Raw genomic sequence first — 22,494 nt, forward strand, 5'->3', positions numbered from 1 at the left:
AATGTGATCCTCGTCAAAAAACTTGGGTCGGACGCCCCCGATGAAGGGGGAACTGATGCACCCTCAACGCTGAACATGGATTGAATATCCACCGCTCACGCCGGGATCAGCGGCCCGGATTGCGGAAGTTGCGAAGATATTCGTTGTCCGGCGAAATCACGATGTTGGTATCGCCCTTACCCTGCTCAAACGTGCGGGAATAAGATTCCATCGAGCGATAGAAATCATAAAAGGACGGGTCCTTGCCAAAGCTTTCGGCATAGGTCCGCGCGGCTTGCGCTTCGGCATCGGCCCGGATGATCTGCGCCTGCTTTTCGCCCTCGGCACGGATCGCGACGGCTTCCTGCTGGCGGGCGGTACGCATCCGCTCATAAGCGGATTGCAGCGGCGTGCCTTCGGGAAGATCGGCCCGCTTGATCCGCACATCGATCACCTGTGCGCCATATTTGTTGGCTTCGATATTCAGCGCCGTCTGGATATTCTCCATCACCTGGCCGCGCTCGGGGCTCAGCAAGGTAGCGAAGGCGCGCTTGCCCAGCTCGTTGCGCAGGGAGGAACCCAGAATCGTGCGAAGCTGATCCCCTAGCGCATCTTCCGTACGGATGGTGGTGTACATGCGCAGCGGATCGGTGATGCGGAAACGGGCATAGGCGTCCACCTGCAGGCGCAGCTGATCGGTCGACAGCACTTCCTGACGGGCCATTTCGACCCGGCGAATGCGCTTGTCGATGAACTGGATCTGTTCGATGAACGGGATGCGGGCCACCAGATTGCCTGGCGTGGCACCGAAATCCTCGTCCGCACGATAGGGGTTCACGATCCGGTCCGGCTTACCATAGGCCGTGATGATCGCTTGCTTCGTCTCCGGCACAATCGACACGGTCATCATGATGAACAGCAAGACAGCAAGAATAACCAGCGCGATGGCCAGCGGGTTGGCCCAGAATTTGCGGATCATGGCGTGCCCTCCACGGTTGCCACCGGCTGTTCGGCGCGGCGCTTCAGTTCGGGAAGCGGCAGATAGGGCGTCACATTGCTACCGGACTCGATGATGGTCTTGTCGACACCGCCCAGCACGCCTTCCATGGTTTCATAATAGATACGGCGGCGGGTCACTTCGGGCGCAAGCCTGTATTCGGCATAGACCTTGTCGAACCGGGCGGTGTCGCCCAGCGCGCGCTCGATCACGCGCTGCGAGAAGGCGCGGCTGTTGTTGATGGCCGACTCGCGTTCCTGCTTGGCGGCGTTCACTTCCTTGAACGCCTCATTCACTTCGGCCGGCGGATCGGACTGCAGGATGGAGATGGCCTGCACATCGATGCCGGAACGGTAGCTGTCGAGAATTTGCTGCATGCGCTCGCGCACCTGTGCCTCGATTTCACCACGGCCAGGGCCGATGGCGGAGATCAGTTCGAAATTTGCCACGGCGGCGCGCATGGCGCTCTCGCCGACTTCAGCGACGGTCTGTTCCGGATCTTCCAGCTGGAACAGGAAGCGCTGCGGGTCGCGCACGGACCAGCGCACTTCATAGGCCATGTCGATGATGTTCTGGTCGCTGGTCAGGATCAGATTTTCCTGGCTTGCGCCGGTGGAGCCGATCTGGGTGGTGCGGATCGCCTGGGTATCGACCTTCTGCAGCTTTTCCAGCGGTGCCGGCAGCGTGAAATGGAAGCCCGGGCCGACGGTGCGATTATAGGCGCCAAGCCGCGTCACCACGCCTTCTTCTTCGGCCCCCAGAACGTGGACGCTCGAAAAAGCCATCCACAACGCCACCAGGGCAACGGCGGCCAGCAGCCAGACGGACTTGTTTCCCGATCCACCGGGCATGTTGAATTTGCCGCGATTGCGGAAAATGTCTTCCAGTGAAGGGCCGCGCGATTTTCGCGGGCCACCACCACCGCCAGAGCCCTGCGGCGGCGGTGTCCATGGGTTTCGGGGACCGCCGCCATTGCCGCCGTCGCCACCTCCCTTTCTAGGGCCGCCCCAAGGGCCTTGATCGTTCATCATCGTGCCGGAACCGGACGCGCTGGAAATTTCACTCATGACCCATGGTATAGGAAGGCGTGCAGCAGAAAAACAGTGCCAAGCGTGAATAAGGCCCCTATGTCCCGCCGCATGTCGACAGCTGAGGAAATGAAGGCGGCGTTGCAAGCCGCAACCGGTGGCCGCGCGCAGCTGGTGCGCGCCGACGATGCGGCGCTGACGGTGACGATCGACGTCGCCGGACTCAATGAGGCCATGCGCACCGATATCGAAAAAACCGTCAGGTCGTCGCTGGAACCCCATGCAGGACAACGCACCGTTCGCGTGGCGATGACGGCGGACCGCACGAAGCCGCGGCTGATCGCGGTGGGCAGCGGCAAGGGCGGTGTCGGCAAATCGACCTTATCGGCCAATCTTGCAGTCGCGATGGCACGGCGTGGCCGGTCCGTCGGGCTGGTCGATGCGGATATTTACGGTCCATCGGTGCCGACGCTGCTGGGCCGGGAGAATGTGAAGCCGGAATCGCAGGACCGGAAACTGGTGCCGGTGATGAGCGATCACGGGGTACCATTTCTCTCCATGGGCCAGCTGGTCGATGCCGGGCAGGCGGTGGCATGGCGTGGTCCGATGGCGGGCAAGGCGCTGCATCAGTTGATCGATGCGCAATGGGATGGCGCGCGAGAGCTGGTGGTGGATCTGCCGCCCGGCACAGGGGATATCCAGCTTTCCATGGTGCAGAGCCACAAACCGGCGGCTGCGGTCATCGTGTCCACGCCGCAGGATCTGTCGCTGATCGACGCTGCCCGGGCGATCGCCTTTTTCGATAAAGCGGGGGTGCCGGTGATCGGGCTGGTCGAGAATATGGCGGGCTATCTTTGCCCCCATTGCGGGGAGATCAGCGATCCATTTGGCAGCGGCGGTGCCGAGGCGGCGGCCAGAGCGCTCGACATGCCCTTTCTCGGTCGCATCCCTCTCGACATCGCCATCCGCAAGGCCAGCGATGCCGGGGTGCCGCCTGCTGCCGGAGACAGCGTGCAAGGCAAGTCCTTTGCTGCCATAGCGGACAAGGTGATTGAATGGATGGACAGGAGCCCGGACCATGCCGCTTGAACGCGATGACGAGATCAAGACCCTGCTGGAGCAGACGACACGCATCGCCATGGTTGGTGCGTCGCCCAAGCCGCAGCGGGCGAGCAACGGCGTGCTGAAATATCTGCTGGATCAGGGATATGAGGTCATTCCGGTCAATCCGGGCCATGCCGGCAGTACGATCCATGGCGCGCCCGTGGTCGCCGCGCTGGCAGATATCGATGGCGCGATCGACATGGTGGACATCTTTCGCAACAGCGAGGATGCGGGCGAAAGCGTGGACGACGCCATTTCGGTGGGCGCCAAGGCGGTATGGATGCAGCTGGGCGTGGTGAATGAAGCCGCGGCGGCCCGTGCCGAAAAGGCCGGGCTCGCGGTCGTCATGGACCGTTGCCCCAAGATCGAGATTCCGCGCCTCGGTGTCCGGAAAGACTGACCCTCAGCGATCGGACGCGGGGCAGAATAGCGCCCGTGGCGTCAGCCGCCGTTCGCTGCTGATCGGCGGGCTGGCGGCGGGCGGCCTGGTGGTCGGCTGGACGCTCTGGCCGCGGCAATATCGGCCGGGTTTCGCCGCGACGGATAATGAACGCGTGTTCGATGCCTGGTTGAAGATCGCGCGCGATGGCCAGGTGACGGTTGCGCTGCCGCAAGCCGAACTTGGCCAGGGTGTCTATACGCAGCTGGCCCAGATCGTGTGCGGTGAGCTTGGCGCCGACTGGCGCACGGTGGCGGTGCAGCCGGCGGCGATCAATCCGCTCTTCTCGAACAGCCTGCTCGCGCGCGAATGGGCTCCTGCCGTCCTGCCGGCGCGTGCCGAACAGGCGGAGGACGAACCGGTTGTTGGCGAAGCGCTGGAAGAGCTTGCCACCCGAGGAACCTTCATGGTTACGGCGGGGTCCAGCTCCGTGCGCATGTTCGAGCGGCCTGCGCGGGTGGCGGGCGCCACGGCGCGCGTGCTGCTGTGCCAGGCCGCCGCCGCCCGCTTGGACGTGCCTTGGGAAAGCTGTCAGGCGATCGATGGATTTGTCACCCATGGCCGCGAGCGTCTGCGCTTCGGCGATCTGGTGGACGACGCCGCCGCAATCGATCCGCCCGATCCGGTCCCGCTCCTGCCGTCAGCGCGCAATGCCCTGTCGGGTGAGGATATGCCGCGTCTCGACATACCGGCCAAGCTGGATGGCAGCGCGACGTTCGCCGCCGATGTGCGCTTGCCGGATATGCTGTACGCGTCGATCCGCCACGGTCCCGTCGGAGACAGCACCCTTACCAAGGTCAATGACGCCGGGGGGCGGGGCATTGTCGGGCTGGTGTCGGTGGTCAAGACCAGTCGCTGGGTTGCCGCGGTCGCCTCCAACTGGTGGGCCGCCAATCGCGCGCTGGACCGGTTGGCACCGACGTTCGAGACGACTGGAATTCTGCCGGATAGCGAGAGCATCGATGATGCGCTGTCGGAGGCGCTGCGGATCGGCCAGGGCTGGTCCATCGCCAAGCGTGGGGCGGTCGGCGCAGCGTTCGACAAAAGCGCCGGCACCCGCATATTCGAGGCGCGCTACGGCGCCGCCCCGGCGCTGCACGCGGGCATCGAGACGCGCAACGCCACGGCATCCGTCAAGAACGGCAAGGTGGAGATCTGGACGGCCACGCAGGCCCCGGCGGCGACGCGGGACGCCGTGGCCGCAGCGCTCGACATGGCCGCATCCGACGTGACCCTTTACCCCATGATGGCCGGCGGCGCCTTTGGCCGGGGGCTGGATCCTGCCGTGGCCGTGGAAGCGGCGTTGATCAGCCGCCATATGAGCCGTCCGGTTCAGCTGGTCTGGTCGCGTGCCGAGGAATGTCTGCAGGATCATTACCGGGCAGCGGCCAAGGCCCGTATGGTCGGCGCCATTGCGCAAGATGGTTCCTTGGCCGGCCTGTCGGTGAAGATCGCCGTGCCGGCCACGATGCGCGAACAGATGCAGCGCCTCACGCAATCCGCATCATCGCAGGATGCGCCGCGCGCCGTATCGGGCGAGCGGGACGTGCTGGCGGTGGAAGGGGCCGTGCCGCCTTATGCCATCCCCAATCTCTCGGTGGATCACTATCCGGCGGATATCGGCATTCCGACGGGGCGCTGGCGCGGCAACGCCCACAGCTATACCGCTTTTTTCATCGAGGGCTTTCTGGACGAGCTGGCCACGGCGTCGGGCATCGAACCCCTGTCTTTCCGCATGCAGATGCTGACCGGGCAACCACGTCTGGCGGCGTGCGTCACCGGCGTTGCCGCCATGGCGAACTGGAGCGGCGGCGCACAGGGTGAGGGGCAGGGACTGGCCTGCCATGCCATGCGCGGATCGCATATTGCCATTATCGCCAATGCCCGCACCGGCGATCGCGGCGTACGCGTGAGCCGCATCTCCGCCGTGGTGGATGCCGGGCGTCTGATCAATCCGGATATCGCGCGTCAGCAGATCGAGGGCGGGATCGTCTGGGGCCTGGCGCAGGCACTTGGCGTGTCGACGGGGTTCGAGGGCGGCCTGGCCACCGTTCGGCGGCTGCGCGATGCGAACGTGCCAGCGCTCGCCGACATGCCGGATATTCAAGTCGAGTTCGTGCGTAGCGAGGCGGACCCTGGTGGGCTGGGAGAGATCGGTGTGCCGGCTGTGGCCCCTGCAATCGCCAGCGCCCTTTTCTCTGCGTCCGGCATTCGCTTGCGCGAACTGCCGTTGCTTTCGGATGCGTTGTAGGCGACTCCATCGTCGACGTCCCGGCGTGCCTCCCCGGCAGGCCCTTCAGTTCTGGAATATGATGTGAAACCCACCGATCACCCTCCGATTGCCGCCCCCCGCATCGGCCTTCTGCTCGTCAATCTCGGCACGCCGGAGGCGGCAGAGCCCAAGGCGGTTAAGCGCTATCTGGGCGAGTTTCTGTCCGACAGACGGGTCGTCGAGATCCCGCCGCTTCTGTGGCAGCCGATCCTGCGCGGGATCATCCTGCAGACGCGGCCCAAGAAATCGGCGGAGGCCTATAGCCAGGTGTGGATGCCGGAAGGATCGCCGCTGGCCCATTTCACCAAATGTCAGGCCGAAGAGCTGTCGCGGCGGTTCGGCGCGCAAGTCGATGTGCGCTGGGCGATGCGTTACGGCGCGCCATCGATCGCGGATGTCCTCGGCGCAATGAAGGCGGATGGCTGCGAACGCATTCTGGTGGCACCGCTCTATCCGCAATATTGCGGAGCGACGACGGCCACGGTGATGGATGAGGCCTATCGCACGCTCGCTGCCATGCGCTGGCAACCGGCGCTGCGCACGCTGCCACCTTATTATGATGACGCCGCCTATATCGGCGCCTTGAAGAGCAGCATCGAAGAGGGATTGGGGCAGCTGGACTTTACCCCCGATGCCCTGCTGCTCAGCTTCCATGGCATGCCGCAGCGCACCCTGGAGCTGGGCGATCCCTATCATTGCCATTGCCGCAAGACTGCGCGGCTGCTGGGCGAAGCGATGGACCGCGAGGTTCATGTCGCCTTTCAGTCCCGTTTCGGCCGCGCCAAATGGCTGGAGCCGGCAACCGACACCATGCTGGAAGCCATGCCCGGCAAGGGTATCAGGAAGCTGGCCATTGCTGCGCCCGGCTTTGCCTCCGATTGCCTGGAAACGCTTGAGGAACTCGCCATTCGCGGCAAGGAACAGTTCGAGAGCGGTGGCGGTGAACGGTTCGCCTATCTGCCCTGCCTGAACGACAGCGCGCCCGGCATGGACATGTTGCAGCAACTGGCAAGCCGCGAGCTATCTGGCTGGATCGATTAAAATCGCAGCCTTGTCGGCAACTATCGGGCTGCTATTGCTTTTAAAGGCGGGGAGAGGCCGAATGCACGGCCCACCTAGGATGAGGAAAGGTTGAAAGCTTATGGCACGCATCGCAGTGGTTACCGGAGGAAGTCGCGGAATTGGGGAAGCCATCAGCTGTGCGTTGAAGGACGCCGGGATGACGGTCGTCGCGGTGTATGCCGGCAATGACGAGGCGGCGAAAGAGTTCACCGATCGCACCGGGATCGAAACCCGCAAATGGGATGTGGGCGATCATCAAGCCTGCATCGATGGTTGCGCCGAAATCACCGAGTCCGTTGGCCCGATCGACGTGCTGGTGAACAATGCCGGCATCACGCGCGACGGCACCATGCAGAGAATGACATTCGACGACTGGAATGAGGTGATGCGCGTCAATTTGGGCGGCTGCTTCAACATGGCCAAGGCAATCTATCCCGGCATGCGCGAGCGCGGCTGGGGCCGGATCGTCAATATCGGATCGATCAACGGTCAGGCCGGTCAATATGGCCAGGTGAACTATGCCGCCGCCAAATCGGGCATCCATGGTTTCACCAAGGCGCTGGCGCAGGAAGGTGCGCGCACGGGCGTTACCGTGAACGCCATCGCACCGGGTTATATCGATACCGATATGGTCGCCGCCGTGCCGGAGGAAGTGCTGGAAAAGATCGTAGCAAAAATTCCGGTAGGCCGTCTTGGCCAAGCCGACGAGATCGCCCGCGGCGTGCGTTTTCTATGCTCTGAAGATGCCGGCTTCGTGACCGGATCGACGATGTCGATCAACGGCGGGCAGCACATGTATTAAGCGCCGGGCGCTGCAATTCTGATGGGCCCCGATCGATATCATCCACCGGTCAAGAGATCGGTGACGATCGCGGGCCATCAGACGTCTATCAGCTTGGAGCCTCTTTTCTGGACGCTGCTGCGCCAAGCCGCCGATGAGGCGCATGAACCGATGAGCCAGCTGGTCGCCAAAATCGATGCCGAGCGGCTGGAATCGAACCATCCGCCCGGCTTGGCCGGAGCGATCCGCCTGTGGCTGGCGGATCACTGGCTATGCCAAGAGGGCACTTCCTGAGAAGGCCCTTGCCGAGTTCAGGCCGCCTCGCGCTGTTCTTCTTCGGCCGGAGCGAGACGGATGAGATAATCGAATGCGCTAAGCGCCGCCTTGGAGCCTTCGCCAATCGCTATCACGATCTGCTTGAACGGGGTGGTGGTGGCATCGCCGCCCGCGAACACGCCAGGAATACTGGTCCCACCACGCGCATCGACTTCGATTTCGCCATGCTTGGTCAGGCCAATCGTGCCTTGCAGCCATTCGGTATTAGGTACGAGGCCGATCTGCACGAAGATGCCAGCCAGATCGATCTGCCGATCATCGCCGCTGTCTCGGTCCTTGTAGACCAGGCCGGTCACCTTTTCGCCGTCGCCCAGTACCTCTGTCGTCATGGCCGATGTGATGACTTCGACATTCTTCAGGCTGCGCAGCTTGCGCTGCAGCACCTCATCGGCACGCAACTGGCTATCATATTCGATCAGCGTCACATGGCTTACGATCCCGGCAAGATCGATGGCGGCTTCTACACCGCTATTGCCGCCGCCGATCACCGATACGCGCTTGCCCTTGAACAGAGGACCGTCGCAATGCGGACAATAGGCTACGCCCTTGTTTTTATATTGCTCTTCTCCGGTCACGCCGAGCTGTCGCCAACGGGCACCGGTGGAAAGAATGACCGTTTTAGCCTTCAGCGAGGCACCGTTTTTCAGGCGAATTTCATGTAGGCCACCTTCTTCAGTGGCGGGGATCAAGGCCTCGGCACGCTGCAGGTTCATGATGTCGACATCGTTGTGCCGGACATGCTCCTCCAGTTCGGCGCCGAGTTTTGGACCCTCGGTATATTTGATCGACGTGAAATTCTCGATGCCCATGGTATCGAGGACCTGTCCGCCAAAGCGTTCGGCCAGCACACCGGTGCTGATGCCTTTGCGCGCGGCATATACGGCCGCTGCAGCGCCGGCGGGGCCGCCGCCAACGACCAGCACGTCGAACGGCGCTTTCTTGGCGAGCTTTTCAGCCGCCTTGCTTTCGGAGCCTGTATCGATCTTGGCCAGGATCTGTTCCAGCTCCATCCGGCCCTGGCCGAATGGTTCACCGTTCAGATAGATGGACGGCACGGCCATGACCTTGCGCGTCTCGACCTCATCCTTGAATGCCCCGCCATCGATCGCGGTGTGGCGAATGCGCGGATTGACCACGCTCATGAGATTCAGGGCCTGCACGACATCGGGGCAGTTCTGGCAACTCAGCGAAAAATAGGTCTCGAAATGATAGTCGCCATCCAGCGCGCGGACCTGATCCAGCACATCTTCCGGCGTTTTCGGCTTGTGGCCGCCCACATGGAGCAGGGCGAGCACCAGCGATGTAAACTCATGGCCCATGGGCAGGCCAGCGAAACGAACCGAAATATCGGTGCCGCTCCGCCGGATCGCGAAACTCGGCGAGCGGTCATCCTGCTCCGCTTGCGCCACGGAAACCTTGTCGGACAGCGCAGCTATCTCGCCGAGCAGTTCCGTCATCTCGCGCGACTTTGGGCTGTCGTCTGGCGATGGCACCAGCTCGATCGGCTCGCGCACATTTTCAAGATAGGATTTGAGCTGCGTCTGCATGCCGGCGTCGAGCATTGCGGTCTCCAGAAATGTTCGGGGGTGGGGAGAGAGCGGACGGGGCCAGTTATATGGCCTCCTGATCCTGTAATCTAATGGAGCCCGCCGCCGAAGCGGCAGGCTCCTGTCAATGGCATTAGGTAGGCTTTAGATCTTGCCGACAAGGTCGAGCGAGGGTGCCAGCGTGTCTTCGCCTTCTTCCCACTTGGCCGGGCAAACTTCACCGGGGTGGTTGCGGATATACTGCGCGGCCTTCACCTTGCGCAGCAACTCGGTGGCGTTGCGGCCAACGCCCTCGCAGGTCATTTCCATCACCTGAACCACACCGTCGGGGTCGACCACGAACGTCGCGCGATCGGCAAGGCCCTGCTCTTCGCGCAGGCAATCGAAATTCCGGGCAATGGCGTGGTTCTGATCGCCAAGCATGTAGAAGTCGATCTTGCCGATGGCCGGCGAGCTATCGTGCCATGCCTTGTGGCTGAAATGGGTGTCGGTGGATACGCTGTACACTTCCACGTCCATCTTCTGGAGCATGGGATAGATATCAGCGAGATCTTCCAGTTCCGTGGGGCACACGAAGGTGAAATCCGCGGGATAGAAGAAAAATACGGCCCATTTGCCCTTGGTGTCCTCGTCGGTCACGGTCAGGAACTCGCCCTGCTTGTAAGCCTGGGCGGTGAAAGGTTGGATCTGTTTGTTCAGAACGGACATGGATATTTCCTCTGTCATGGGTGGGAGAAGTTTGTGTGCAGTGCACTATATGGCGTGCGCCGATAAATTTACCAACTCGTTTTTATCGAACGCGCCAATCGCTTTTTTCGATAAATAGCCAATGATGAAGAAACGGGAGACAGGCGTCATTGTTCCGCAATTCTGCGGAAATATGAGCGGCGGTGGTCGGTCTGTGGTTCAGCAGGCTTGTCTGCCGACTACAGCCGTCACCGGCCGGCCGGTTAGGGCCGAATGCGTTGTGCGTTGCAATAGAACTGGCGCGGCGGGTACCGCGCCGGCAAGCGATCAGTCGCCGCCGACGCGTTCGATATCGGCGCCCACAGCCTGCAGTTTTTCCTCGAGCCGTTCATAGCCCCGGTCGAGATGATAGATGCGGTTGAGCTCGGTCTGCCCCTCGGCTGCCAGCCCGGCAATAACCAGGCTCATGGACGCCCGCAGGTCGGTGGCCATGACGGGCGCACCGGTAAGCCGGTCCACGCCGCGCACCACCGCCGTATGTCCGTCGACATCGATATGCGCGCCCATGCGGTTAAGCTCTGGCACGTGCATATAACGGTTCTCGAAAATCGTTTCGGTCAGCACGCTATTACCGTCTGCCTTGCATAGCAGCGCCATCAGCTGCGCCTGCATATCGGTGGCAAGGCCGGGATAGGGCGCCGTGTTGAGACGAACCGCCTTCAGCGGCGCATTGGCGGCCACTTTCACGCCCTTTTTATAGGGCTCGACATGCAGACCCATTTCGATGAGCGCTTCCAAGGTGGCGTCCATTTCGTTCGCGCGGGCACCAACCAGGTCGACATCGCCGCCGGTGATGGCTGCAGCGCAGGCATAGCTCCCTGCCTCGATGCGATCCGGCATCACCTCATAGGTCGCGCCGTGCAGACGGGGCACGCCGTGAATGGTGATGTCGGATGTGCCGATACCCTCGATATCGGCGCCCATCTCCACAAGCAGATTGCACAGATCGATGATCTCGGGCTCGCGCGCAGCGTTGCGCAGGATCGTGGTGCCCTGCGCCAGACTGGCCGCCATCAGGGCATTTTCCGTCGCCCCCACGGACACGACGGGGAAGCTGTATGTGCCGCCAGGCAGCCCACCATCGGGCGCACTGGCACGGACATAGCCGGCCGCAATCTCAATGTCCGCGCCCATGGCTTCCAGCACCTTCAGATGCAGATCGATCGGCCGGTTGCCGATGGCGCAGCCACCCGGAAGCGATACGGTGGCTTCGCCGGCGCGCGCCAGCAATGGGCCCAGCACCAGGATCGAGGCCCGCATTTTGCGCACGATATCATAAGGTGCAACGGTCGACGTAATCCGCGTTGCCTGCAGAGTCATGACCCGCCCGAAATCTTCCGGGCGAGACCCGGCGATGGCCGTCGAGACGCCGAATTGGTTCATCAGATGCTGAAAACTGTCGATATCGGCCAGACGCGGCAGATTGCGCAGCGTCAGCGGTTCGTCCGTCAACAGCGCGCAGGGGATCAGCGTCAGCGCACTATTCTTGGCACCGGAGATGGGAATACGGCCTGACAGGCGGTTGCCGCCACGAATGATAATTCTATCCATAGCCATGGTGTAGCGATTGCGCGGCGGGAGGCAAGGCGGGCCATTGCTAAGTTTTTACGCTGACGCTGGCGACGATCGCGGTGCCATCCCGGACAAGATCCGCAATCGGCATGTCTTCACATGGAATGCTTCGCGACACACCACCGCTTGGTCGTTTCTAAGCTACCGTCCTGACAGGATTAGCCTGCGGACAACGCTCACGGCGACGAAGGCCGTCGCCTTACGCCTTTTCCAGCGTACATTGCAGCGGGTGCTGGTTCTGCCGGGCAAAATCCATCACCTGGTTCACCTTGGTTTCGGCCACTTCATAGCTGAAAATGCCGCAGACGCCGACTCCGCGCTGATGAACATGCAGCATCACGCGCGTCGCATCGTCCGTATCCATGGTGAAGAAGCGCTTCAGGCAATGAACCACAAATTCCATCGGCGTGTAATCGTCATTCAGCATGAGCACCTTATATTGGCTCGGCTGCTTGGTCTTGGGCCGGGTGCGCGTGGCAATGCCGACCGAGGGACCATCGGGATCCTGCTCATCGTCTTTCGCCATATGCGGCGGGAGGGGGCGAGACGGGTTCGTAATTGGCTGAGTCATGACAGATTGAAATATGGCATGCTGGGGCGGCGGGGCAAGCCCCGGCTGTTCAAAGATCGGATAAAGCGCGGCCACTGCCACGCCTCAATCTGGGCATCTGAACGATTTGGCGGATAGGCCAATTGGCAACGCGCATGAAAAAGGCCGCCCCCTTTACCGGGAGCGGCCTCATTATCGGTTTAGTCCGAAGCGCGTTGGCTTCAGGCGTCGATCTTCATCTTATCGCTGGCTTCGGCCATGCGGTTGCTGATCGGCTGGAACATGTCGCCAAAAAGCTTGACCATCTTTTCTGTGTTCTTGGACGCCTGCTCCACCATCACGTCGAAGTTCTTGCGGGCAAATTCACCCTGCAGCTGGAACAGCTCGGTCGGGGATTTCACCGAGGTGAAGTCCTTCATCGCACCCGAAGCGTCTTCAAAATTCTTCTTGGCGAATTCCATGTTGTCGCGGCTCATGTCCTGAAAGCCCTCGGCACCGATCTTGCCGGCTTCGACGAACGCTTCCACGTTACCGCGGCTCATTTCGCCAGCCTGCGTCATCATCTGGCTGGTCTTCTGCGTGGCGGCCTTGGCGCGCTCGGACATGTCGCCAACCATCTTGCTGGTCTGGTCGGTCATCTTTTCGGTGGTGTTAGCCATAGTCTTCATTCCTTGTTTGATTTTCTCGCTCTCTTTGGCTGCTGTCTGCGCAACTGGCTTGGGAGCGGATTTTTGGGTTTCTGCCTCGGGCGTTTTCGCGTCCGCGGCAGGTTCAGGTGCCGGCGCCGCTGCGGGGGCGGGAGCCGGTTTGGGTTCAGCCTTTGGCGGTTCAACCTTTGCAGAAGCAGGCTTGGGCGCCTCTTCCGTGGCTTCGGCCTTTGGGCTGGCAGCGGCTTTGGCGGACGACCGCTTTGCCGATGTACGTTGCGTCCTGGCGCTGGCCGGGCGCTTTGATTTCGTGGCTGTCTTGCGAGCAGTCATCGTCGATCATTCCTTCTTTGCTGCTATGCAACATAGTGGATCGGCACCCCATCGTCAACCCATTATTGTGCACTGCACAAAAGCCAATTGGCGCTTCCACCGGTCGTTTCGGCGCAAAAACGATCATATTATGCTGCAGTTGCGTTACCGCTGTTTGACGTAACTTCCTGGCGCAGCCTCCAGCGCTTTCAATTTGCCGCCGCCTGGCTTGCGCGCGCCCTTCGGCTCCACTTCCTCGCCATTGTGGCTGCGCAGCCATTCCATCCAGTCCGGCCACCAGCTGCCCTTGGTCTCGGATGCGCCCTCGATGAAGGCCTCCAGGCTGTCGACATCCGCCTCATTGGTCCAATATTGATATTTTTCGGCCGAGGGGTGATTGACGACTCCGGCAATATGGCCCGATCCAGCCAGAACGAACCGGATATCGCCAGAAAGGTGCTCGGTCAGTTTCCAGACGCTGGATAGCGGTGCGATATGATCTTCCTTGCCCGCCTGTATATAGGCTGGCGTCTTGATCTTGCTAAGGTCGATCGGGGTGCCGTCGATCTGAATGGCACCAGGCTTGGCCAGCTTGTTCTCGCGGTACAGATCATTCAGATATTGCCGGTGCCATTTGCGCGGCAGATTGGTGGTGTCGCCGTTCCAGTGAAGCAGATCGAACGCCGGATAGTCCTCCCCCAGCAGATAATTGGTGACGACATAGTTCCAGATAAGGTCGCGCCCGCGCAGCATGTTGAACGTGGCGGCCATATAGCGTCCGTCCAGATAGCCCGGTTCGCTGAGCTGCTCGACCAATTCCATATGCTCGTCGCCGGTAAACAGCAGCAGGTCGCCGGCTTCTTCGAAATCGACCTGAGCGGTGAAGAACGTGGCGGAGGCAACCTTGTCGGCCTCGCCGCGCTCGGCCAGCAATGCCAGCGTGGCGGCCAGTGTGGTGCCGGCAACACAATAGCCGATGGTGTGGACATTTTCGACATCCAGCGCATCGCGCACGCTGTCGATCGCGTCGATCTGCGCGGCGACGTAATCGTCCCACACCACATCGGCCATGGAGGCATCGGCCGATTTCCAGCTTACCATGAACAAGGTGATCCCCTGATCCACCGCCCATTTGACGAAGCTCTTCTTTTCGTTGAGGTCGAGGATGTAGAAGCGGTTGATCCATGGGGGGAAGACGATCAACGGCGTTTTCAGCACCTTTTTCGTGCTCGGCGTATACTGGATCAACTGATAGAGCGGCGTTTCCTTCACGACCTTGCCGGGCGTCGTCGCGATATTCACGCCCAGCTCGAACGCATCCGGGTCCGTATGCGTAAGCTGCCCCTTGCGCAGATCTTTCAGCATGTGTTCCAGCCCCTTCAGCAGGCTTTCTCCGCGCGTCTCATAGGCGCGTTCCAGAACCTGCGGATTGGTCAGCGCGAAATTGGTCGGCGATACCGCATCGAGGGCGTTGGACAGGTTGAACCGCAGCTTGGACTTTGCGTCCGCGTCCAGCCCATCGATATCGTCGGCCCAGGCCAGCATGCGCTCGGCCGTGAAATGATAGGCCTGCGCAATCGCGGCAAAGACGGGGTGATTTTCCCAGCCTTCGTGCCGGAAGCGTTTGTCCTGCGTCTCGGCGGGCTGCGTCCAGCCGTCGAAACCGGCGGTCATCAGCTTGCCCCAATAATCGAAGCTGGATGCCATCATGTCCGCCTGTTGGCGCATGGCCTGCATCGGATCGATCGTGTTGATGCGGTATTTGGCGGGCGCGTCGGCACCGTCCATCCAGCGGCGCATCATGCTTTCCGATCGCTCTGCCAGCGATCCGTCGGCGATCTGTTCAGCGGCGAATTCGGCCAGAAGCTGCTGGGCGCGCAGCGATACGAAACCCCATTGCTGCATCTGTTCAAGCAGGTTCTGCGTGCCCTGCGCCAGATCGGTGCCGGCCTGTTCCAGCGTTGGATGCGTGCCCTCGTTCTTGCCCTTGTTCGCCATGATGTGCCTCTCCTGTTGCGCCGCTATTTGCGGGTCTCGAACCCTCATAACATCAAGTAGTGCATGACGCGCGCGGTTCCGCCCGATAAGGCACATCCTATCATGAACGACGATTTCTATCGCATCCGCCGGCTCCCGCCCTATGTCTTCGCCGAAGTGAACGCGATGAAGGCGCGCGCCCGGGCGGAGGGTGAGGACATCATCGATCTGGGCATGGGCAATCCCGATGGCGCGCCCGCCCCGCATATCATCGAGAAACTGTGCGAGGTCGCGCGAGATCCCGGCGCCCATGGCTATAGCGCCTCCAAGGGTATCAAGGGCCTGCGCAAGGCCCAGGCCGGCTATTATCAGCGCCGATTCGGCGTCGATCTCGATCCCGATACCGAGGTGGTGGTCACGCTCGGTTCCAAGGAGGGGCTGGCCAATCTGGCGCAGGCGATTACCGCGCCCGGCGATGTCGTGCTGGCGCCCAATCCCAGCTATCCGATCCACACCTTCGGCTTCATCATCACCGGTGCGGCGATCCGCTCCATCCCCGCCGCGCCGGGGCCGGATTTCTTCAAGCGGCTCGAATATGCCATGGTCTATTCGGTCCCCAAGCCATCGGTGCTGGTGATCGGTTATCCGTCCAACCCCACCGCCTATGTCGCCGATCTGGCTTTCTACCGGGAGGTGGTGGCCTTTGCGAAGGAGCATAAGCTGTGGGTCATTTCGGACCTTGCCTATGCCGAGATCTATTTCGGTGAGGAGCCGACGCCGTCCATCCTGCAGGTGCCGGGCGGCAAGGATGTGGCGATCGAGTTTACCAGCATGTCCAAAACCTATTCCATGGCCGGTTGGCGGATGGGCTTTGCCGTGGGCAACCGCACGCTGATCGACGCGCTGGCACGGGTGAAAAGCTATCTGGACTATGGCGCCTTCACGCCGATTCAGGCCGCTGCCGTCGCCGCCCTCAACGGCCCGCAGGATGTCGTGGCCGAGAACCGGGCGCTGTACAAGGCGCGCCGCGACGTGATGGTGGAAAGCTTCGGGCGGGCCGGTTGGGACGTGCCCTCGCCGGAAGCGTCCATGTTCGCCTGGGCGCCGATCCCGCCTGCGCTGGCGCATCTCGGTTCGGTCGAGTTCGCCAAGCGCCTGTTGAGCGAGGCCAAGGTGGCGGTGGCTCCCGGCGCTGGCTTTGGCTCCGAAGGGGAGGGCTTTGTCCGCCTTGCGCTGGTGGAGAATGAGCAGCGCATCCGGCAGGCCGCACGCGGGGTGAAGAAGTTCTTGTCTGCCAATGGCGTCAACGTGCCGGGCGGGCAGAAGGAGTAGGCCGCGCCGCCAGCCCCGTCCGTCACCCCGGCAAAGAGCGGGATAGCGGATGGCGCGGCGCTTATCGAGATTCCGGCCTGCGCCGGACGGACGACCAGAGAGAGGATAGCCCATGAACGACCGCGTCAGCATCACCATCGAGAATCATGTCGCCGATGTCCGGCTGAACCGGCCGGACAAGATGAATGCGCTGCACGGCGCGATGTTCGAAGGCATCGTGGCCGCTGGCGAGCGTTTGATGGATGAGAAGGGCGTGCGCGCAGTGGTGCTGTCCGGCGAAGGGCGCGCCTTCTGTGCGGGCCTGGACATGGCCAGTATGGCCAGCGGCGGATCGGGCATGGAGATTCGCGGGCGCACCCATGGCACATCCAACATCGTGCAGAAGGTGGCGATGGTGTGGCGCGAGCTGCCGATGCCGGTGATCGCCGCGGTGCACGGCATCTGCTTCGGCGGCGGGCTGCAGATCGCCAGCGGGGCGGACATGCGCATCATCTCGCCCGAGACGCGGCTCTCCATCATGGAGATGAAGTGGGGTCTGGTGCCGGATATGGGCGGCTATGCGCTGTGGCGCCGCAATGTGCGCGAGGACGTGCTGCGCCGCCTGACCTACACCCATGCCGAATTCAACGGGCGCGAGGCGGTGGAATGGGGCTTTGCCACCGAGGTGCAGGACGCGCCGCTGGCCCGCGCGATGGAGATCGCCGCCATCATCGCCGATCGCAATCCCGAAGCGATGCGCGAGGCCAAGGGCCTGTTCAACGCCACGATCGACATGGATGAAGCGGACGTGCTGCAGGCCGAGAGCGATGCGCAACTGCGCGTCATCCGCCGGCCCAACCAGATCGAGGCGGTGCGCAGCCAGATGGAAAAGCGGTCCGCCACGTTCGAGGACTGAGCGCCTTGGAAAGTTGCGCAAAGTTGACAAAGTGAGCACGTGGCGGTTTCAAAACCGGGTTCGAATATTTCCTACATCGGCAGGTTGGATTCGAAGCTGAGAAAGAGCGGATCGGGCGCTCTTTGACGCAAATCTATTCCTACATGGCAAGGCCTGCATGACAGGAGACGGCGCGCTGTGGACACCGCGCCGCTATTGTCGTCCGCAGCCTGATCCGGGGGCTGGGATCAGCCGTTGATCAGCTGCGCTTCCAGCACGGCGCGCATGGCATCGTCCATCGGGCGCGAACCGTTCTTGTCGGTCAGCACCAATGTCGTCACGCTCGTTGCCACGCAGCCCTTGGCCTGGAAGGCGGCGCTGACGATCTGCCAGCTTGAATTGCCGACACGCCCGATGCCGCTGGCGATCTCCACCGCTTCGGGAAAGAATCCCTCGGCCACATAATCGATCTCGACCCGTGCGATCAGCCAGCGGGTGCCTGGCGCATGGGTCAGCGGCAGCGACTGGTTGAACCGTACCCGCCCGTTCTCGAACAGCGCGGCGATGGCGACATTGTTGAGATGGCCGAGCGGATCGAGGTCCTGAAAGCGCGTTTCGGTATGCGTGCGGAAGGGATAGGCCGCGATGTCGCGGGGCGGTTTGGTGGTCATGATGGTCCTAACAAAAAGCGGTCATTGCGAGGAGCGGGGCGACGACGCAATCCAGAGCCGTTGCAGCGCTGCATTTGCCCTGGATTGCCGCGTCGCCTTCGGCTTCTCGCAATGACGTACCGGTTTAAAGGCTCCGCCCGATCAGTTCCTTCATGATCTCGGTCGTGCCGCCGAAGATGCGCGTCACGCGGGCGCCGCGCCACATGCGGGCGATGGGATATTCGTTCATATAGCCCGCGCCGCCGTGCAGCTGCAGGCATTTGTCCATCATTTCCCACTGGAATTCGGTGTGCCACAGCTTGGCCGCCGCGCCTTCTTCGGGCGTCAGCGTGCGCTTGGCGTGCAGCGTCAGGCAATGGTCCAGATGCGCCCAGCCGACCTGCAGCTTGGCCTTAAGGTCGGCCAGCACGAAGCGGGTGTTCTGGAAATCGAACACCGGCTTGCCGAACGCCTTGCGCTCCTTCACGAACGCCACCGTATCGTCGAACGCCTTCTGCGCGCTCGCCTGCGCGCTGACGGCGATGGACAGGCGCTCCTGCCCCAGCTGGCTCATCAGATAGATGAAGCCCTTGCCCTCTTCGCCCAGGCAATTGGTGATCGGCACGCGCACATCGTTGAAGAACAGTTCCGACGTATCGGCCGAATCCTGCCCGATCTTGTCCAGATTGCGCCCACGGGCAAAGCCCTCGCGCTCCGCCTCGACCAGGATGATCGACACGCCCTGCCACTTCTTTTCCGCGTCCGGATTGGTGACCGCGCAGACCAGCACCAGATCGGCATTCTGGCCGTTGGTGATATAGGTCTTGGACCCGTTGATGACATAATGATTGCCATCCTTCTTCGCGCTGGTCTGGATCGATTGCAGGTCCGATCCCACGCCCGGCTCGGTCATCGCGATGGCGGTGACCACTTCGCCCGAGACCATCTTGGGCAGCCATTCGGTCTTCTGCTCCTCGGAGCCGTAATTGATGATGTAATCGGCCACGATATCGGACTGGAGCGAGAAGCCGAGCGTGGTGCCCGCGCCGTAAGCGGCTTCCTCATCGACGATCGCGTTGTAGCGGAAATCCAGGCCCAGGCCGCCATATTCCTCCGGCACGGTGGGGCACAGCATGCCCAGATCGCCCGCTTCCTTCCAGATCGATTTGGGCACGATCTTGGCCTCGTCCCATGCGTCGCTGTTCGGTGCCACCTTGTCGCGCATGAAGGCGCGCACGGTGTCGCGGAACGCCTCCATATCCTCGTCATAGGCGGTGCGGGCGAAACTATCGATCGGCATGATGGACTCTCCTGATATGTTTTGCCGGATTGGACAGGGAGTTTACGCAAACGTCAAGTGTGTCAGTTTCTAAAGCGAACCCAAACGGGTCGTCCCTGCACGGGCATTCATGCAAGGGCAGGGGTCTATCCTGCCCCATCCATGCGCGCTATCGATCGTCGCGATTGAGCGCCCGTCTTCGCGGGTGCGAACGGGATAGGGGTGATACGCAGTGAGCAACTGGACCATCGGCATTATCGGCGGATCGGGGCTATACGCCATCGACGGATTGCAGGATCAGGCGTGGCGCACGGTCGAATCGCCCTGGGGTCAGCCGTCCGACCAGATTCTGTTCGGGCGCATCGGCGATGTGCAGCTGCGGTTTCTGCCGCGCCATGGCCGGGGGCACCGGATCGCCCCGTCGGACCTTAATGCCCGCGCCAATGTGGATGCGCTGAAGCGCAGCGGTTGCACCGATATCCTGTCGATCAGCTCGGTCGGTAGCTTGCGCGAGGAGTTGCCGCCCGGCCATTTCGTGGTGGTCGATCAATTCATCGATCGCACCAAGGGCCGTCCGAGCAGCTTCTTCGGCAGCGGCATGGTGGCCCATGTCTCGATGGCCGAGCCGGTGTGCGAGCGGATGAGCGCCTTCGCCGCGGAAGCGGTGGCCGAAGCGGGCGGCGCGGTGGCCAAGGGCGGCACCTATCTGGCGATGGAAGGCCCGCAATTTTCCACCCGCGCGGAAAGCCACCTCTACCGGCAATGGGGCGCGGATGTGATCGGCATGACCGCGATGCCGGAGGCCAAGCTCGCGCGGGAGGCGGAGCTGCCTTACGCGCTGATCGGCATGGTGACCGATTATGATTGCTGGCGCGAGGATGCGGCCTTTGTGGAGGTGAGCGAGGTGATCGCCCAGATGGGCGCGAACGGCACGATTGCCCGCAAGGCGGTGGAAGCCTTGGTGTACGCGCTGCCGGCAACGCGCGCGGCCAGCCCGCTCGATACGGTGCTGGATCATGCGCTGATTACCAGTGACGCGCACCGCGATCCGGCGCTGCTGGCGAAACTGGACGCGGTGGCCGGGCGGGTGCTGGGCTGAACGCTGTGGGGCCTGCCCTTCGGCCCGACCCCGGTGGGCATGACCCCCGACCCTTGGGGCATAAACCCCTGACCCATGGGGGCATAACCTAAGTGCCGTTGCATTCCTGCGGACGGGCGGTTTAGGCTCTCCCGTCTTACGCGTCTGGGGAGAGAATGATGAACATGTCCGGTTTCATCCCCGACAAGCCCGCCTGGCTCAGCGAATATAAGTCGGCCTTCCTGCTGGACGATGCCATTGCCGGCCTTGTCCTTTCGGTCCTGCTGATCCCGCAGGCGATGGCCTATGCGCTGCTGGCCGGCTTGCCGCCGCAGACCGGGCTCTATGCCGCGCTGATGCCGCCGGTGCTCTATCTGCTGTTCGGCACCAGCCCCTATGTCTCGGTCGGCCCGATTGCGCTGGTCTCGCTGATCGTGGGCGATGCGATCACCCAGAGCGGACAGCCACAGATGCAGGCGGCGATGGTCATCGCGCTGGAAGCGGGCGTGGTGCTGGCGCTGCTCGGCCTGTTCCGGCTCGGGCGGCTGGTCAATTTCGTCAGCGAGCCGGTGCTGCTGGGCTTTACCGCCGCCGCTGCCGTGCTGATCGCCGCCAGCCAGCTGCCGACCTTGCTGGGGCTGGATATTGCGCGCAGCGGCAATCTGATCGGCACCATACGCGGGCTGATGGGCGCGCTGCCCGGCATTCATGGCGATACGGTGCTGATCGGCGTGGGCGCGCTGTTGCTGCTGCTGGCGGGCGATCGCTACGCAGCCGCCGCCCTGTGGAAGCTGGGCCTGCGCCCACCCTGGCGCGGACTGATCGTAAAGGCGATCCCGCTTCTGGTGCTGGTCGGCGCGGCGCTGGTGGTGAGCATGGGCAACTGGCCGGTGCCCAAGGTGGGCGGCGTGGCGGGCGGTCTGCCGGTGCTGCGCATGCCGCCCGGCGGGCTGGATCCGTGGCTGGCGCTGCTGCCGTCCAGCATGATTGCGGCGCTGATCATTTTCGTGATCGGCAGCGCGGTGGCCAAATCGCTGGCGGGCAAGAACCGGCGCAAGGTGCGCAGCGACCGCGAGGCGCTGGCGCTGGGCGCGGCCAATATCGTGGCGGGGCTGACCGGCGGCTATGCGGTGGGCGTCAGCCTGAGCCGGTCCGCGCTGACGGCGGACAGCGGCAGCCGATCGCCGATCAGCTCGGTCGTGGCGGCGCTGGTGACGCTGTGCGTGCTGCTATTCCTGACGGGCGCGCTGTCCTATCTGCCGGAAACCGCGCTGGCCGCGCTGGTCATCAGCGCGGTGTTCGGTCTGATGAAGGTGCGTGAGATCAGGGCCGTGATGCGCTTCAGCAAGATGGAGGCGGCGGTGCTGTTTGCCACGCTGGCGCTGACGCTGCTGCTGGGGGTGCAATGGGGGCTGATGGCGGGCACGCTGATGGGCATCGCCACCTTCCTGTGGTTCAGCAGCCTGCCGCGCGTCACCCGCGTGGACAAGCTGGACGATATCAACGTCTATCGCTCGGTCGATCGCAAGGATGGCGGCGTGCAGACGCTGCCGGTGCTGATCGTGCGGATCGACCGGTCGATCTATTTCGCCAACGCGGCCTATTGCGAGGACAAGATCCTCAACTTCGTGTCGGCTTATGACAATGTAAAATGGCTGGTGCTGGACATGCGCTCGGTCAACAGCGTGGATGCCAGCGGCGTGGCCATGCTGGAGCGGTTGCTCGACAATCTGGCGGCCAAACATGTGCGCGTGGCACTGGCTGCCATGCATGCGCCGATTGCCGATGTCCTGCGCCAGAGCGACCGGCCACGGCAGTGCCGCAGCTTTACCTCGGTAGAACTGGCGATGCACGATATCGAGGAAGACAAGGAAGCGGCCAATAACCGCAAGATGTCTGCAGGGTAAAGCTGCCGGCCGGATCGGCCCTGA

At 62.6% G+C, this 22,494-nt stretch carries 20 protein-coding genes; 10 read left to right on the top strand and 10 right to left on the bottom strand.

Going from position 1 to position 22,494, the window contains the following annotated elements:
• Positions 1-106: 106 nt before the first annotated feature.
• Together hflC and hflK are read right to left on the bottom strand one after the other, a co-directional pair.
• Positions 107-958, bottom strand: coding sequence for a protease modulator HflC (hflC, locus tag G410_RS0112605; protein ID WP_022674024.1), 852 nt, complete (start codon positions 956-958; stop codon positions 107-109).
• A complete protein-coding gene (gene hflK / locus G410_RS0112610) occupies positions 955-2,043 on the bottom strand; it encodes a protease modulator HflK (protein WP_084489199.1) in 1,089 nt (362 codons plus the stop codon). Before hflK ends, hflC begins: the two co-directional genes overlap by 4 nt.
• Before the next feature lie 72 nt (positions 2,044-2,115).
• On the opposite strand from hflK, the gene G410_RS0112615 reads away from it, so the two are divergent.
• The 6 genes from G410_RS0112615 (at position 2,116) to G410_RS0112640 (ending at position 7,956) form a co-directional block, all read left to right on the top strand.
• Complete coding sequence (locus tag G410_RS0112615) at positions 2,116-3,093, top strand: Mrp/NBP35 family ATP-binding protein (protein WP_028971422.1); 978 nt, start codon at positions 2,116-2,118, stop codon at positions 3,091-3,093.
• A complete protein-coding gene (locus tag G410_RS0112620; RefSeq protein ID WP_022674027.1) occupies positions 3,083-3,508 on the top strand; it encodes a CoA-binding protein in 426 nt (141 codons plus the stop codon). The genes G410_RS0112615 and G410_RS0112620 overlap by 11 nt, the downstream gene beginning before the upstream one ends.
• Positions 3,492-5,798: a xanthine dehydrogenase family protein molybdopterin-binding subunit gene (locus G410_RS0112625; RefSeq protein ID WP_022674028.1), complete on the top strand. Its 2,307-nt coding sequence runs from the start codon at positions 3,492-3,494 to the stop codon at positions 5,796-5,798. Before G410_RS0112620 ends, G410_RS0112625 begins: the two co-directional genes overlap by 17 nt.
• 63 nt (positions 5,799-5,861) lie before the next feature.
• Positions 5,862-6,860 carry a ferrochelatase gene (gene hemH, locus G410_RS0112630; protein WP_022674029.1) on the top strand — a complete coding sequence of 333 codons (999 nt, stop codon included), beginning with the start codon at positions 5,862-5,864 and terminating at the stop codon, positions 6,858-6,860.
• A gap of 100 nt (positions 6,861-6,960) precedes the next feature.
• On the top strand, positions 6,961-7,683 hold the full coding sequence (gene phbB / locus G410_RS0112635) for an acetoacetyl-CoA reductase (RefSeq protein ID WP_022674030.1): 723 nt from the start codon (positions 6,961-6,963) through the stop codon (positions 7,681-7,683).
• Between the two features lie 21 nt (positions 7,684-7,704).
• Positions 7,705-7,956 (top strand): ribbon-helix-helix domain-containing protein, encoded by a 252-nt coding sequence (locus G410_RS0112640; RefSeq protein ID WP_022674031.1) that lies wholly within the window; start codon positions 7,705-7,707, stop codon positions 7,954-7,956.
• 17 nt (positions 7,957-7,973) lie between these two features.
• Here G410_RS0112640 and ahpF read toward each other — a convergent pair whose 3' ends face one another.
• The 6 genes from ahpF to G410_RS0112670 all read right to left on the bottom strand — a co-directional run bounded on the left by ahpF (position 7,974) and on the right by G410_RS0112670 (position 15,278).
• On the bottom strand, positions 7,974-9,560 hold the full coding sequence (gene ahpF, locus G410_RS0112645; protein ID WP_022674032.1) for an alkyl hydroperoxide reductase subunit F: 1,587 nt from the start codon (positions 9,558-9,560) through the stop codon (positions 7,974-7,976).
• 129 nt (positions 9,561-9,689) lie between these two features.
• The gene (ahpC, locus tag G410_RS0112650) at positions 9,690-10,253 is read right to left on the bottom strand and encodes an alkyl hydroperoxide reductase subunit C (protein WP_022674033.1); all 564 of its coding nucleotides are present in this window, start codon (positions 10,251-10,253) and stop codon (positions 9,690-9,692) included.
• A gap of 306 nt (positions 10,254-10,559) precedes the next feature.
• The gene (murA, locus tag G410_RS0112655) at positions 10,560-11,843 is read right to left on the bottom strand and encodes a UDP-N-acetylglucosamine 1-carboxyvinyltransferase (protein WP_022674034.1); all 1,284 of its coding nucleotides are present in this window, start codon (positions 11,841-11,843) and stop codon (positions 10,560-10,562) included.
• A gap of 220 nt (positions 11,844-12,063) precedes the next feature.
• Complete coding sequence (clpS, locus tag G410_RS0112660) at positions 12,064-12,390, bottom strand: ATP-dependent Clp protease adapter ClpS (protein WP_022674035.1); 327 nt, start codon at positions 12,388-12,390, stop codon at positions 12,064-12,066.
• A 245-nt stretch (positions 12,391-12,635) separates the two neighbouring features.
• Entirely contained in the window at positions 12,636-13,394 is a 759-nt protein-coding gene (locus G410_RS17795; RefSeq protein WP_022674036.1) for a phasin family protein, read from the bottom strand.
• A 144-nt stretch (positions 13,395-13,538) separates the two neighbouring features.
• A complete protein-coding gene (locus tag G410_RS0112670; protein WP_051137297.1) occupies positions 13,539-15,278 on the bottom strand; it encodes a PHA/PHB synthase family protein in 1,740 nt (579 codons plus the stop codon).
• A 195-nt stretch (positions 15,279-15,473) separates the two neighbouring features.
• Here G410_RS0112670 and G410_RS0112675 point away from each other — a divergent pair, with 195 nt between their 5' ends.
• Complete coding sequence (locus tag G410_RS0112675) at positions 15,474-16,682, top strand: LL-diaminopimelate aminotransferase (RefSeq protein WP_022674038.1); 1,209 nt, start codon at positions 15,474-15,476, stop codon at positions 16,680-16,682.
• Between the two features lie 112 nt (positions 16,683-16,794).
• The gene (locus G410_RS0112680; protein ID WP_028971425.1) at positions 16,795-17,577 is read left to right on the top strand and encodes a crotonase/enoyl-CoA hydratase family protein; all 783 of its coding nucleotides are present in this window, start codon (positions 16,795-16,797) and stop codon (positions 17,575-17,577) included.
• Between the two features lie 227 nt (positions 17,578-17,804).
• On the opposite strand, the gene G410_RS0112685 is transcribed toward G410_RS0112680, so the two are convergent.
• Both G410_RS0112685 and G410_RS0112690 read right to left on the bottom strand, forming a co-directional pair.
• Positions 17,805-18,227, bottom strand: a complete 423-nt coding sequence (locus G410_RS0112685; RefSeq protein ID WP_022674039.1) for an acyl-CoA thioesterase — start codon at positions 18,225-18,227, stop codon at positions 17,805-17,807.
• 124 nt (positions 18,228-18,351) lie between these two features.
• Positions 18,352-19,506: an acyl-CoA dehydrogenase family protein gene (locus tag G410_RS0112690; protein ID WP_022674040.1), complete on the bottom strand. Its 1,155-nt coding sequence runs from the start codon at positions 19,504-19,506 to the stop codon at positions 18,352-18,354.
• A gap of 211 nt (positions 19,507-19,717) precedes the next feature.
• Here G410_RS0112690 and G410_RS0112695 point away from each other — a divergent pair, with 211 nt between their 5' ends.
• Together G410_RS0112695 and G410_RS16730 are read left to right on the top strand one after the other, a co-directional pair.
• On the top strand, positions 19,718-20,584 hold the full coding sequence (locus G410_RS0112695; protein WP_022674041.1) for an S-methyl-5'-thioadenosine phosphorylase: 867 nt from the start codon (positions 19,718-19,720) through the stop codon (positions 20,582-20,584).
• 164 nt (positions 20,585-20,748) lie between these two features.
• Positions 20,749-22,470 (top strand): SulP family inorganic anion transporter, encoded by a 1,722-nt coding sequence (locus G410_RS16730; protein ID WP_051137298.1) that lies wholly within the window; start codon positions 20,749-20,751, stop codon positions 22,468-22,470.
• Positions 22,471-22,494 lie beyond the last annotated feature (24 nt).

The organism is Novosphingopyxis baekryungensis DSM 16222 (genome assembly GCF_000420305.1).
Classification (GTDB): Bacteria; Pseudomonadota; Alphaproteobacteria; order Sphingomonadales; family Sphingomonadaceae; genus Novosphingopyxis; species Novosphingopyxis baekryungensis.

Bases quoted from the DNA above. Each gene is read 5' to 3' on its own strand.
- hflC (WP_022674024.1), bottom strand. From the start codon at position 958: ATGATCCGCAAATTCTGGGCCAACCCGCTGGCCATCGCGCTGGTTATT.
- hflK (WP_084489199.1), bottom strand. From the start codon at position 2,043: ATGAGTGAAATTTCCAGCGCGTCCGGTTCCGGCACGATGATGAACGAT.
- G410_RS0112615 (WP_028971422.1), top strand. From the start codon at position 2,116: ATGTCGACAGCTGAGGAAATGAAGGCGGCGTTGCAAGCCGCAACCGGT.
- G410_RS0112620 (WP_022674027.1), top strand. From the start codon at position 3,083: ATGCCGCTTGAACGCGATGACGAGATCAAGACCCTGCTGGAGCAGACG.
- phbB (WP_022674030.1), top strand. From the start codon at position 6,961: ATGGCACGCATCGCAGTGGTTACCGGAGGAAGTCGCGGAATTGGGGAA.
- G410_RS0112640 (WP_022674031.1), top strand. From the start codon at position 7,705: ATGGGCCCCGATCGATATCATCCACCGGTCAAGAGATCGGTGACGATC.
- ahpF (WP_022674032.1), bottom strand. From the start codon at position 9,560: ATGCTCGACGCCGGCATGCAGACGCAGCTCAAATCCTATCTTGAAAAT.
- ahpC (WP_022674033.1), bottom strand. From the start codon at position 10,253: ATGTCCGTTCTGAACAAACAGATCCAACCTTTCACCGCCCAGGCTTAC.
- murA (WP_022674034.1), bottom strand. From the start codon at position 11,843: ATGGATAGAATTATCATTCGTGGCGGCAACCGCCTGTCAGGCCGTATT.
- clpS (WP_022674035.1), bottom strand. From the start codon at position 12,390: ATGGCGAAAGACGATGAGCAGGATCCCGATGGTCCCTCGGTCGGCATT.
- G410_RS17795 (WP_022674036.1), bottom strand. From the start codon at position 13,394: ATGACTGCTCGCAAGACAGCCACGAAATCAAAGCGCCCGGCCAGCGCC.
- G410_RS0112670 (WP_051137297.1), bottom strand. From the start codon at position 15,278: ATGCAGCAATGGGGTTTCGTATCGCTGCGCGCCCAGCAGCTTCTGGCC.
- G410_RS0112675 (WP_022674038.1), top strand. From the start codon at position 15,474: ATGAACGACGATTTCTATCGCATCCGCCGGCTCCCGCCCTATGTCTTC.
- G410_RS0112680 (WP_028971425.1), top strand. From the start codon at position 16,795: ATGAACGACCGCGTCAGCATCACCATCGAGAATCATGTCGCCGATGTC.
- G410_RS0112685 (WP_022674039.1), bottom strand. From the start codon at position 18,227: ATGACCACCAAACCGCCCCGCGACATCGCGGCCTATCCCTTCCGCACG.
- G410_RS0112690 (WP_022674040.1), bottom strand. From the start codon at position 19,506: ATGCCGATCGATAGTTTCGCCCGCACCGCCTATGACGAGGATATGGAG.
- G410_RS16730 (WP_051137298.1), top strand. From the start codon at position 20,749: ATGTCCGGTTTCATCCCCGACAAGCCCGCCTGGCTCAGCGAATATAAG.